This window comes from Symmachiella dynata, from assembly GCF_007747995.1.
Classification (GTDB): domain Bacteria; phylum Planctomycetota; class Planctomycetia; order Planctomycetales; family Planctomycetaceae; genus Symmachiella; species Symmachiella dynata.
In genome coordinates this window covers 3,895,175-3,906,725 of record NZ_CP036276.1, presented here as the reverse complement: position 1 = coordinate 3,906,725, position 11,551 = coordinate 3,895,175, and the positions used below count along the sequence as shown (strand labels likewise).

General features: G+C 53.8%; 12 protein-coding genes. 5 read left to right on the top strand and 7 right to left on the bottom strand.

Going from position 1 to position 11,551, the window contains the following annotated elements; all coding sequences use genetic code 11:
• The first annotated feature begins 35 nt into the window (after window positions 1-35).
• Both Mal52_RS29810 and Mal52_RS14915 read left to right on the top strand, forming a co-directional pair.
• Window positions 36-449 carry a hypothetical protein gene (locus Mal52_RS29810; protein ID WP_197534198.1) on the top strand — a complete coding sequence of 138 codons (414 nt, stop codon included), beginning with the start codon at window positions 36-38 and terminating at the stop codon, window positions 447-449.
• Window positions 450-781: 332 nt separating this feature from the next.
• Entirely contained in the window at window positions 782-1,339 is a 558-nt protein-coding gene (locus Mal52_RS14915) for a sigma-70 family RNA polymerase sigma factor (protein ID WP_145376991.1), read from the top strand.
• Window positions 1,340-1,547: 208 nt separating this feature from the next.
• On the opposite strand, the gene Mal52_RS14910 is transcribed toward Mal52_RS14915, so the two are convergent.
• A complete protein-coding gene (locus tag Mal52_RS14910) occupies window positions 1,548-2,789 on the bottom strand; it encodes an FtsX-like permease family protein (RefSeq protein ID WP_145380660.1) in 1,242 nt (413 codons plus the stop codon).
• Between Mal52_RS14910 and Mal52_RS14905 the strand changes: the two genes are divergently transcribed.
• Window positions 2,784-3,113: a DUF1559 family PulG-like putative transporter gene (locus Mal52_RS14905; RefSeq protein ID WP_145376990.1), complete on the top strand. Its 330-nt coding sequence runs from the start codon at window positions 2,784-2,786 to the stop codon at window positions 3,111-3,113. The genes Mal52_RS14910 and Mal52_RS14905 overlap by 6 nt on opposite strands.
• A gap of 276 nt (window positions 3,114-3,389) precedes the next feature.
• Here Mal52_RS14905 and Mal52_RS14900 read toward each other — a convergent pair whose 3' ends face one another.
• The 4 genes from Mal52_RS14900 to Mal52_RS30540 form a co-directional block, all read right to left on the bottom strand.
• A complete protein-coding gene (locus Mal52_RS14900) occupies window positions 3,390-4,859 on the bottom strand; it encodes an FAD-dependent oxidoreductase (protein ID WP_145376989.1) in 1,470 nt (489 codons plus the stop codon).
• Between the two features lie 90 nt (window positions 4,860-4,949).
• Complete coding sequence (locus Mal52_RS14895; protein ID WP_145376988.1) at window positions 4,950-6,302, bottom strand: sulfatase family protein; 1,353 nt, start codon at window positions 6,300-6,302, stop codon at window positions 4,950-4,952.
• Between the two features lie 291 nt (window positions 6,303-6,593).
• Window positions 6,594-7,115 (bottom strand): sigma factor, encoded by a 522-nt coding sequence (locus Mal52_RS14890; protein WP_145376987.1) that lies wholly within the window; start codon window positions 7,113-7,115, stop codon window positions 6,594-6,596.
• Window positions 7,116-7,640: 525 nt separating this feature from the next.
• On the bottom strand, window positions 7,641-7,925 hold the full coding sequence (locus tag Mal52_RS30540; RefSeq protein ID WP_420824954.1) for a DUF6933 domain-containing protein: 285 nt from the start codon (window positions 7,923-7,925) through the stop codon (window positions 7,641-7,643).
• A gap of 114 nt (window positions 7,926-8,039) precedes the next feature.
• Here Mal52_RS30540 and Mal52_RS14885 point away from each other — a divergent pair, with 114 nt between their 5' ends.
• Together Mal52_RS14885 and Mal52_RS14880 are read left to right on the top strand one after the other, a co-directional pair.
• Complete coding sequence (locus tag Mal52_RS14885) at window positions 8,040-8,678, top strand: leucine-rich repeat domain-containing protein (protein WP_145376986.1); 639 nt, start codon at window positions 8,040-8,042, stop codon at window positions 8,676-8,678.
• A 32-nt stretch (window positions 8,679-8,710) separates the two neighbouring features.
• Window positions 8,711-9,265 (top strand): leucine-rich repeat domain-containing protein, encoded by a 555-nt coding sequence (locus Mal52_RS14880; RefSeq protein WP_145376985.1) that lies wholly within the window; start codon window positions 8,711-8,713, stop codon window positions 9,263-9,265.
• A 762-nt stretch (window positions 9,266-10,027) separates the two neighbouring features.
• Here the strand turns inward: Mal52_RS14880 and Mal52_RS14875 are convergent.
• On the bottom strand, window positions 10,028-10,342 hold the full coding sequence (locus Mal52_RS14875; protein WP_145376984.1) for a hypothetical protein: 315 nt from the start codon (window positions 10,340-10,342) through the stop codon (window positions 10,028-10,030).
• A gap of 340 nt (window positions 10,343-10,682) precedes the next feature.
• On the bottom strand, window positions 10,683-11,324 hold the full coding sequence (locus Mal52_RS14870; protein WP_145376983.1) for a hypothetical protein: 642 nt from the start codon (window positions 11,322-11,324) through the stop codon (window positions 10,683-10,685).
• Window positions 11,325-11,551 lie beyond the last annotated feature (227 nt).

The following is an 11,551-nucleotide window of genomic DNA, read 5'->3' as shown; positions in this document are numbered from 1 at the left end:
CGGCAGCTGGCCCACTCCATGACTCCGGCTCAACCGTGCTGCCTGACATTGCGAAAGAGTCAACACCCTCCGCGTTATTCCGGTCGCTGCGGGCGTTGGGGACGACCGCCTGGTTGCTCGCCTTTTTCTCCTTTGAACTGACCCGGTCCATGCGGCGGTCGAGCGTTCTTGAGTTGCTCTTTTTGCTCGTCCGTAAGTATCGCCGCAAGACGTTTGTCGACGTCGGCTTGCAAAGCAGCGAGCTGGCGCGTCTGTTTCTCGTTCAAATCCAAAGATTCGGCAACCGGTTCGGGCAATACCTGGCCCGGCTGCGGCGGTCCGTGATGGCCGTGCTCTCCTTGCTCTCCGCGCTCACGACGCGGGTGGTCTGCTTGGTTCTCTTGTTGAGGCGGCGCACCTCCACGCTCACGCCGGTTCCCGCGCGCCTGATTTTGCAAAGCAGTCGTTAACTCCGCTCTTGTTACGCTGCCATCGCGATTACTGTCTGCTTGTTGGAAGATTCGGAGAATCACTTCCCTCGGCGGACCTTCAGGAGGGCCACCGCGGCCGGGTGGCTGAGCAAACAGCAGGCTGGACCCCATGAGGATGCCAGAAAAGATAACGCATTGGAGGTTTCGTTGAAACATTCTGCGACTCCTTAGATTTCGTGCATTGTTGATGTGCAAGACATTTGCCGGACAAGGTATAATGCGCCATTTCCGATTAACGAGGGCCACATTATTTAGATTTTCTTCGTTGCATCGACATCCAGACTGTGCCGCAGCTTAAAAAGAGGTATGCAATGAACCGTGATGTCACTCAAATCCTTTCCGCCATCGAGCAGGGCGATCAGGCAGCAGCGAGCGAACTGTTGCCGCTGATTTACGATGAACTGCGTCGATTGGCAGCGAGCCGCATGAAACAAGAGAGATCGGGGCAAACGCTACAGCCAACGGCCCTGGTCCATGAAGCATTTCTCCGGCTTGTGGGAGATAACTCAAAGCAGTGGGACGGGCGCGGGCACTTTTTTGCGGCCGCCGCCGAAGCAATGCGTCGGATTCTGATTGAGAACGCGCGTCGCAAGGGCCGTATCAAACGGGGGGGCGAACTCAATCGCCACGACTTAGACGACAATGAATCGATCACCAATCCCGAGAATGTCGACGACCTGCTCGCATTGGACGAGGCACTCGAAAAACTGGCCCAACAAGACAGTCAGTTATCAAAGCTCGTCGAGCTGCGGTACTTCACCGGCCTAACCATCGAAGAAACAGCCGAGGTTCTAGGAGTTTCTCCGCGCACAACCAAACGCAACTGGTCCTACGCCCGTGCGTGGCTTCAACGGGAGATGGGTAAATAACCAGAAAGCCGATCGCCCGTAGCACCCGCAGGTAAACGCCGGCCCCGCTTCAGTTCGTGCGATACATTCCCCGTGCCAAACTCTCTTCGAACTTTTTGAAGTTGGTTTTTCGACCGCGCAGATGGGCCTATTTCAGTGCCTCAACGAGACGGTCGCCTCGTCGCTGGTTTTGCATACCGCACGTTGGAGCACAATTGCCACCTTGGGCTCACCCCGCGATTCCGCCACGTTCGAGTAACATCAGCGGGCGCAAGCGGCCGATTGCCAGGGCGGGCCAGAGTGCGGCCAACACAGATAGCCCACAAACAAACAACAAACCGACACCGATTGCCAGCCACGGCACTTGCAGCGCGGGATGCAGACCTCCAAAAAAGCTGACGTATTGCGCTATCCCGCAACCGCACCAACCAGCCATGATTCCAAAGCCAAGACTGAGCAGGCTCGCCACAATACCAATCAACAGGCCTTCGGCCAAAATGGAGCGGATGATCTCCGATTGCGAAATCCCAATCGAGCGCAGCACGCCCAGCTCCCACTGCCGGGATCGCACCGAAGCCAAAATAACATTCAGCACGCCAATCGCCGCAATGGCTGTGGCCAGGATCGGTAGTTGGCTGATCGCCCAAATCCACCTGGCGGCATTGGTTCCTGTCATGTCGCGTATGGCTTCTACAGGCATGATGCGTACTGTTGGTTCTTCGCCGTTGCCGCTCATCTGCGAGGGATTGCGCTGCGAACTGCTGTCATGAATTGTCTGGGCAGCAGTAGCAATCTTATCGGGGTCTGCCTGCGAATTGGTATAGTTCAACCAGACATGTGTCGCGACAGGGAAGTCAAAATCTTCAGCCACCAGGTCATAATTGGCAAACGCCAGTGCCGCCGCACGATGCGTCCGAGACCGAAAGCCAGTGAGTTTGGTCTGCCAATGCCAACCGGGAAGCCGAACCGCTCCGGCAATGGTATAGAGCACTGGTTTCTCGGGCCGGTCCGGCGGAACGAGATCGAACCCATCACCCACCTGCAGTCCGGTCTCAGTCAGAAAGTGATCGGGCACGATGCAAGCACGACTTTGACGCATTTGTTTCACCGCCTCTTCCGCCGAACCGGCTACCCAGTCCAGTTGGAACAGCGGATGGTCCGTGCCGAAGCCGCGTTCCGGATCGATGCCCACAATTACGATGTTGTCCTGGCGGGTCACCGAAGCGCGTTCGGCACTTTCAGTCAGATCCTGCAACAACCGTGGTTGCTCGACGACAATGGGCAGGCATTGTTCAGGATTGACACCAATCAATCCCAACCCCAGGACGACGAGCGGCAGTGGGAAGGCCCGGTCCGTATCCGATTGCGAACGGGGTGCCATGGCATCCAGTGCGAGCTTGTAACCGATTCGAGCCGTACGCGGCACGCGGTAACTGGCGTACCACACATCAGAAGCGCCGAGGCGATGCATTTTATTATGGTTGCCGAAGGGGGCTACGCTGAAGTTGCCGCCGCACCTCCCTATGCGAATACGGAAGGCTTTCGATTAACCGCCTGGCTGCGAGGGACTGTTCCCTTTGGCCCGGTGATGAACGGATTCTTGACGCCCAACAGCCAGATCCCCGATGCGATCTCCGGCTCGTCAAAACTAACCGCTGCCCGCAGCTATCACTCCGGCATTGCCAATGTCCTGTTGATGGATGGGAGCGTCCGTGGAGCGGGAGATTCGATTGACGAGACACTCTATCGCGCGCTCTGGACTCGCTCGGGTGGCGAAATCATCGGCGAGTTCTAAACGGCACGCTGCCGGATCGATTTCAGGGTGTGTTAGTAAGACAGCGTTCCATGCGCAGTCAGCGGGGCCGACAGCGCTGGACTTGGAAACGCAAGCAACGCTTGGTTCGCAAGCACCTGTTCCGCATTTTTCACCTCTACCCCGACGTTCGGTTTCGCGCCCGACTCAAGGGAGGAGCCGTATGCGGTAATCCCTCACATACGGATTTGCACGGCGGGCGGCCCGAAAGGGTCGCCCCTACCGCAATCGATCATCGCCATCCTCGAGCTCGTGAAATTAGGTAGCCTTCTGGACCGTGTCCCAGGAGAGTTCATGTGGCATGACTCCTTGTTTGAGGGACGCAACGGACGTCAAACCAGCTGCTTCGCCCATGGGCACAGAATTCCCGGTCACGCGGTAGCTTGAGTGAGCGATGAAGTCACCGCTGATGCAGCGGCCGGCCATCATCAAACCGTCCACATCAGCCGCGATCAGTGCGGGAAGCGGAATGTCATATGCCTTGACCCCCGCAGATCGATAACGCTTCACGTCAGCAGGATTCGAACCATCGGGGAATACGTTGTGAACATCGATGGCAAAATTCGCCCGACAGACCGCATCTTTGTGTCGCAATCCGGTGATAATATCATTGCCGGTAATGGTGTAGCGGCCGCGAATGCGGCGGCCTTCACGAACACCAATTTGTTCCGCCGACGACACGACTGCAAGATTGCTCCATGGTCCGCCAAGTTTTCTGAGATCATGAACGATGGCATGCACTTCGGCGCGGGCGCGAATCGTCGCTTCGGTAACCTGGCCGGCATCTGTCGCAGAAACCCCGTACTCATGATTCGTCATCAGCGAAAAGATGCCGCTATGCAGATGCCGAAGCGTGGGAGCGCGATAGGAAGGTTTGATTCCTGCCCCCCGCATGAGTTTTAGCAATCGAGATTTGGCCGCTGATCCATTTTCTCGTATGAATTCCGTAACCTCCGACGGTTCAATCCCTGTGAGCAGCGCGATCAGTGACATCGGTTGGCATTCGCACTGGGAGCCGATGCCAACGTCAAACTGGCATCCCGCCTGTGCAGCCAAATCGCCATCGCCGGAGCAATCGATGAATCGCTGTGCCACCCAGGCCTGCCGACCCGATTTTGATTCCGTGATGATCGCGACAATCTGATTCTTCTGATTGGTGACGGTTCCCACGAGCCGTGTATGTAACTGGATTTTCACACCCGCTTCAATGCACTTTTCCTCAAGCAGCAGCTTCATCAACTCCGGGTCGTAGACGGTTCCGGATGTCTCCCGCGCGACGGAACTACCGCGCTCAGCCAAGTCGGAGAGGAGTTCTTGCATGACTCCTGCTTTCCCCCCGCCATTGAGAATTTTGGTCAGCAGTCCGGCCGTCCAAACCCCTCCCAGACAACCGCCGACTTCAATGAGCTGCACACTCGCTCCGGCACGAGCCGCCGCCAGAGCTGCGCCAATTCCAGCCGGCCCGCCGCCACAGACGAGCACATCGCTCCGGCCAGCGACCGGAATCGTGCGCGCTGACTCACGAAGTGCATTCTCAGCAACAAGCTCACCATCTGTGCGAAGGACTTCACCTTTGGCGATCTCTGGAAATGACGCCGGTGTCTGGCCTTTCTGATTGTCAGCTCCCTCTGCCAAACGAACCTGCACACCAGACGATCCAATTGCAACACCGGCCACGACTGATTTCAGAAACCGCCGCCGGTGAGTTGATGATTCAGAATTTTTCATCAGATATTGTGCTTCCTCAAAGTGCCGATTCTGGAATGCCCCGCTATAGACAATATGGCAGAATACACCAACCAACCATCCGTCGCCATATCAGGGAGATTGTTGGATGCCGGCCTCAGATGGTGCGAGCTGATTGATCAGCTGTGGCGTCAGCGGATCATGAACTTCGTCGGACCATTCGGCCAAGTCATTGACCAGCCCCCGAACTACTGGACTGTCCCGCCTCTGCTCATAAAGGTTGTGATGCTCTTGGGGATCGTTGTGCATGTCGTAGAGTTCGGGGTTGACCGTATCGGACAGAATGAGCTTCCACTGGTCATTGCGGACGCAACGCTCCAGTCCGCGCTCAGGCTGTTCGACGAACGGCACATTGACAAAGACGAGATAGTTGCGAAGTTGCTTGACGCGCCCCCGGACAACCTCACTCAGGTCATGTCCGTGCAGGTTTTCAGGGATTTCAAGCCCAAGTAGATTGAGCAGCGTCGGCTTGAGATCCACCGAGCAAATCAGCTGACGGCTCGTCTGCCCGTCGGGAATCACACCGGGCAGACACATGACTAGGGGAATCCGAGCGGCTTCATCATAGCAGGCTCGTTTGAGACTCCGTTTGTCTAGGCGGTCGCCTCGTCCCCCTCCCCCCTGAAAGAAGTGTCCGTGTTCCGTGGTGAACACGATGAGCGTATTGTCCCGCACATCCAATTCATCAAGAACATCCAGCAAACGGCCGATCTGTTCGTCCACTTTCGTGCACATTCCGTAATAACTACGCCTCAACGGCTCATCAGGATAGTCCTTGAGATAAAGATCCTCATATTTCTGCGGAACCGAATAAGGTGGATGCGGGGGATAGTAGCTCAACATTGCAAAGAAAGGACGGTCCCGTTTCTTGCGGAGAAATTCGATCGCATCATCCGTCAACACGTCAGGTGCATATCGTCGACTGCCATCGGCCATGATGAAATAATGATCCTTCCCACGTCCGTCTGCTGGATATTCCGGGAACTGTTCAAAGCCCGTTCCAAAGCGGCGACCAAGATGCCACTTTCCAAAGTAGCCGGTCTCGTAGCCGGCAGACTGCAGCCGATTTGCAAACGTCACAACTTTTTCGGGAAGAGGGATATTATTCTCCGGCACGCCATGCCCATGCGGATACAATCCCGAGAAAATCGAAGCGCGATTGGGAGAACAGACAGGCTGAGCTGCATAGGCGAGCTCAAAACGAATTCCATCGATAGCTAGACGGTCAATGTGTGGCGTCTTGACAGAACTCAGGCCATATGCCCCCACACCGTCCTGTCGGTGTTGGTCAGTCAAAATGAACAACAGATTCGGCGGCTTTGCCGTTTGAGAAAGCTCCGTTTGTTCCTCCCCGCGAACGACTTGGGGTGCGGCAAGAGCATTCAAGTAAGTGATCAGCGCGATGCAGAAGCTCAAACGTCTCATTGGGTTACTTTCCTTGTCGAACTTGTTGCAGTTGAGTCAGGTCTCAACGATCAACGGGAACGGCAGCGTACGTGCCGAGCAGAAGCTGGCACACTCTCGGGATGCACTGAGTCAGACTCTTTGGACAACTGAATCAATCGTTCCCTCTCCCGCATCGACATCGACCTGTCAACCGGCACTGCTGACGTTTGAATGTTACGAAACACGCCCATTCATCACTATGTACCCAGCTGGGATCGAATAAAAGGCAAACCGCCGGGAGCCTACTGTTGTCCGGACCTCCCAGGACTGTCAGGACGACGTCAGTTCAAAATCAATGGTATTTGCCCCCGGGGAAACTTCTGCAGTCAATTGGGACTCGTTGTGATACCGCAGCAAGACGATGTCGTGCTGGTGCCTGGGCAACCGGGATAAACATTCCCGCAGCTTTAGAACGCGATCTTCGAGATCCCCATAGACATCGGCTGCCTCACTGGCCAACTGCCCCATTAACTCCTGATCAAATGCCAAACGATCACGTCGGCGCGATTTCAGGGCCGCCAGTGTCTGGAGATGAGCAAATCGTAGCGCCCAGCTATTGAAGCTCTCAGCAGGTGAATACGAGCGGCGCTTCCGCCAGAGCGCTAAGTTGGTCTCTTGAGTGATGTCACGTGCCGTGTCGACGTCCCGAACAAGCGAGATGACATAGCTCAACAATATGTTCTGCACCGAGGCTAATTTTTGACAGAAGTCCTCATCAAGTTGCTCGGGAGTGGCGTCATGTACCGTCGGATCACTCATGCAGAAAGCCTGCTCTTTGATCTGTTGGACCATATTTATCCCTTCTAATATTAGGCATTAGCCAATCGGCCCCGAACTTAACACAATATTCTCAATAATTTGGGATTTTTCTAAATTCCGCAGCTAAGGGCGCACGCGAGTTGAATGTCACGCTGACCGATCAGTCCGTCAAAGGCCCCGCTTGATACGCACGTTTTGATAGCGCACGGCTTTGGCCCGTCTGAAACTAAACGCAGCAGAGCAGGGGAGACATGAAATCGGGACGTCAGACGCGGGAGGGGCAGGGGGAGTTTTAATTGGCGACCGGCCTCCCCGTGCCAAACCCTCTTCCAACTCTCTGTGCCGATCGCGGCTCGCTTAGGTCCTGCGAAAGACATTCGATGAACTGCACCACACTTTGTTCTCCGAGGCTGGTCGGCTTCTTCGTCATTGGCATGACGACAATGACGGCTACGGTTTGTGGGCAACTGACAAAAAGTCAGCCGAAAGATCAGCCCACTGAGGAAAAGCAGACGACTCAGGAGGTGGCAGCCTCCGCAAAAGAAACCTAGGGCGAAGTCAGCAGAATTCAATCGCTGATTCATGATCTGAGAAACATCGTAGATGCAAAGTCCATCCTGCCCGTGTACGGCATTCAAAACGGTAAGCCAGTTCAGAATCGAACGGGGGTTCTTTGGGCGATAGCCGATCAGGGATTCCTTTACCGAATATCACGCACGAACAAAGCGACTTCGTGTTTGACAGAATGATGTATTGGGTGCGATCCACCGTGAACAGGTGGGCTGACCAGTCGGCATACGGATTCTCATCCAGCGGCACGGTGTCCAGAGGACCGGCTTTGATCTTCTTGGCGAATAACGTTGCAGATCATTATCTCCGCAAAAGTATTGCTCACGCAATTCCTCTGCCCTCCTAGATTGGACCCTGATACAATCCGAGCGGAAAGGATCGTTCGCCATGACCGAATCACAATCGCCCCAAAGCCGCCTGCCACGCACGAGCACGCTATTGCTCATCGCCGTGGTGTTGCTGATTGGCGATGGAGTGTTGATGGTGTGGCAACCGTATAGGAAATATCATCGTGGGCAGCGGGCGACCTCGGTGATTGAGCGGTTGGGTGGTGATGTTGTGACCGAGGTTTTTCCCCCCAGTTGGATGCCGGATTCAGTAGATGATGAATATTTGAGTGTATTCGGAAGAGTTACTCAAATTAGATTAACCGGTGCCCAAATCAGTCCTGCAGAGTTTGAGCATCTCGAAGGGCTTGCCGATCTCGAAATCCTGTCACTCACCAACACCCACGTCAGTGATGCGGGACTTGTGTATCTTCGAGGGCTTTCCAACCTTCGAGGTCTATCTCTCAACGGCACTCAAGTCAGCAATGTAGGACTTGAAAGCCTTCAAGGGCTTGCCAACCTTAAGACCCTGGGACTCACAAACACACGAGTCAGTGATGCCGGGCTTGAGCATCTTCGTGGGTTGACCCACCTAAAAAATCTGTCGCTAGGGGACACCCAAGTAACGCAAGCAGGAATCGAGAAACTCCGACAATCCTTACCCGATTGCAAAATCGAGTGGACACCATCATCCGAATAACGTCGAACCACTGACACAAATGAGCGTACATCATGACTGACTCTGCCCCCAAAAGCCGCCTACCACGCACGGGCACGCTGGTGCTCATCGCCGTGGTGTTGCTGATTAGCGGTGGGGCGTTGATGGTCTGGTTGCCGTATCATCGCAATCAAACAGTCATTGCTGAGGTTAGAATGCTTGGCGGAGAGACGCAATCACAAATCATTCGTCCTTTCTGGATTCCTGATGCAGTGGATGATGAGTATTTGGGAGCGTTCGAGCGAGTCCTTACAGTTGATTTAGCTGGCACCCAAGTCAGTGATGCCGGCTTAAAGCATCTTCAAGGATTGACCAAACTATACGTACTTTCGCTCGGAACCACTCATGTCAGCGATGTGGAGTTGGAACATTTCCGAGAGCTTACCAACCTTTATGATCTTAGACTTTCAAACACCCAAGTCAGTGATGCTGGCCTTGAACATCTCCAAGGATTGACCAACCTTGAAGTTCTGGACCTCGACAACACTCGAGTCACTCAAGCCGGAATCGATAAACTCCAAAAAGCTCTACCTGATTGCCGCATCATATGGACACCACCAGCGGAATAACGCCAGCCAAGGCATTGGCACAAATGAGCGTCCCTAAGAGAGTTTGGTGGCTCGGGGCGTACTTGTAAGTTGCGTCAGGGCAAAGAGTTCGCCTAGGGTTATGTCTTGGTGCCACACGGATGACAAATCGATCCCATAACGGGAATCCAGCACTTCATCGAGAGACTCGAACTCAAAATGGTCGTCCATCGACAGATGTGGGATGTACCGAGCCTCATACAACGCCATGGGCTGATCGTCGGGGGAGAACTTGCTTCGATGAATGGAATCGAAGGCAAACGCCTCAGTGAATAAGGCGAGAAATTCACGGATGTCGTCATGCTTGACTGTTGGAAACCGGCGATGCCAATGGATACCGGCACACGGTCGATCAAGCAATTTGCGTAAACGTGCTCTCTCGGCGGCTGTGATCAAAAAAAGAGAACCGACGCACCACCCAAGATGAAGATCCATTGCCAGATCATGGACTAACTCACATCGTCGTTGATTCAGAAAGGCTTTGGCCAGCAACTCGTCCTAAAGACAAGTTATCCTGCCGTATTCTATCCAAGGAAGACTCGCGGAACTAGACGTAGTTAGCGATCAAATATCCTATTTTCATCGTGCTGCTTTTTCACCATTGGAAAAATTGCAGACGAAGAGAATTGTGGTGGCGGTGATACGAAACTGATGACAAATTACTGGGGACTCCCAACGCCCCTTAGAATCGATTGATTAGCATGTCAGGCCGCCTGGAGAGGCGTTTGGGATGCAACGGGTTGCCTAATCCTTTGGGGTCTCGTTCAACTGACCCTCAGATGGTTGCTCGTCGCTGTAGAAATCGACAACTTCTTGTTTTTCGTGAGCGTATTTTATTAGCGATGCTTGATCAAAACTGAAACTACTCGGCAAGCTAGTGATTTGTTTAACCTCGACTTTGCCATCTCGATTTTTAAATAGAATCGTGGTTCCGTTTATTAGGTCATAGGCTTTGCCGTCTACCTCTACCATGCTCTTCCCACTGCTGAGCATGACTTCCGCATCACGCAACTTCTTAACAATCTGCTCCGGCGAATGCCGCCGCCGTGTCTTCTTCATCAGAGAATCTCCTTGCCCAACATCGGGCTATTAGATTCTCATAACATCTGGATCAGTTTTTGGAGAGCATGCCAGGGCACCAAGGCTCATGACGTTCGTTGTTTGCGGGAGGCGATGGCGAAACATCCAGATGACGTGAACGAACAACAGACGTACTGGCGTCAGAAAACAGGGAAGAGCCGAGCGAGTTTTTACCGTTGCCTTTCACGTTATCGGGAAGAGACGGGGGAGTGAGGACATCGCAATGCAATTCAAACACACCAACAAAAAAACCGCCGACGCTTACACGCCAACGGTTTGAAATTGTTTGGAGGTTGATCGTCACGCAGCTTGTTGCCGTTTACGTCGCCAGCCGTATCCGACCAGGGCCAAGCCGCCGATGCCGAGCAGGACTCGGGTCATCGCCATTGTTTGCCTCATCCTGCAAAAACGCCGAGAAGTCGAGTTTAATGTCGTTCGCCGAGTGAAAGATTGTGAATTCCAAATGGTAGACCGAATCTCCCTCTAACCTTTGGTTTGTTCCAGTTCCATAGTAACCAAGGGTGTTATGTTCTTCGGCTCCAGTGAGTGGTGGATTGCTTCCACCGTCAGGATAAGATTGCGTGAAAGTGTAGAATGGATTCTGAAATGTTTCATCTAACAGGGTCACACCGTCCACTCCAAATTGAAATGAATCGGGACCAACAACACCTTGGTTCCCTCCAGTATGATTGACTTGACTTCCGTCCCAGGACTTCAGAATGAAAAGATCAAATTCAATCGTTGTTACCGTGTGTGGAGCAAGTCCCGTTAGCGACAGCGATACTGTTTCAGTGGTGAACTCTCCGAGAAAGGTCCGACCACCGATGGGGGTTACCGATGTGGATGTGTTGGACCACTCACTTCCAACAGTTCCCTCGAAATCGTTTTGGTAAATCATCGCTGCCTGGGCATGAGAAGCGTAAAGAGCAATGGTAGCGGTCAGCACAGCGACGATTTTCATTCCATTTTCCTGGCAAAAGCAGAGGGTTGAACGAGTGGTTCTTACGGTGTGGATAGTTAGTGTTACCGATTCAACACAGTCACGTAAGTCCCATCCTGCCACATCATAACCCGCAAAACAAGCACAACCCGACCAGTCCCGCCCATTTTTCCAACACCGACTTGGAGCGTAAAGGCCATCATAGGCAGTCCTATTTGTCGGTCGACTGGCTCAAAGTCCCCGGTGCC

Coding starts and splice junctions, on each gene's coding strand:
- Mal52_RS14915 (WP_145376991.1), top strand. CDS start 782: ATGAACCGTGATGTCACTCAAATCCTTTCCGCCATCGAGCAGGGCGAT.
- Mal52_RS14905 (WP_145376990.1), top strand. CDS start 2,784: ATGCATTTTATTATGGTTGCCGAAGGGGGCTACGCTGAAGTTGCCGCC.
- Mal52_RS14910 (WP_145380660.1), bottom strand. CDS start 2,789: ATGCATCGCCTCGGCGCTTCTGATGTGTGGTACGCCAGTTACCGCGTG.
- Mal52_RS14900 (WP_145376989.1), bottom strand. CDS start 4,859: ATGAAAAATTCTGAATCATCAACTCACCGGCGGCGGTTTCTGAAATCA.
- Mal52_RS14895 (WP_145376988.1), bottom strand. CDS start 6,302: ATGAGACGTTTGAGCTTCTGCATCGCGCTGATCACTTACTTGAATGCT.
- Mal52_RS14890 (WP_145376987.1), bottom strand. CDS start 7,115: ATGGTCCAACAGATCAAAGAGCAGGCTTTCTGCATGAGTGATCCGACG.
- Mal52_RS14885 (WP_145376986.1), top strand. CDS start 8,040: ATGACCGAATCACAATCGCCCCAAAGCCGCCTGCCACGCACGAGCACG.
- Mal52_RS14880 (WP_145376985.1), top strand. CDS start 8,711: ATGACTGACTCTGCCCCCAAAAGCCGCCTACCACGCACGGGCACGCTG.
- Mal52_RS14875 (WP_145376984.1), bottom strand. CDS start 10,342: ATGAAGAAGACACGGCGGCGGCATTCGCCGGAGCAGATTGTTAAGAAG.
- Mal52_RS14870 (WP_145376983.1), bottom strand. CDS start 11,324: ATGAAAATCGTCGCTGTGCTGACCGCTACCATTGCTCTTTACGCTTCT.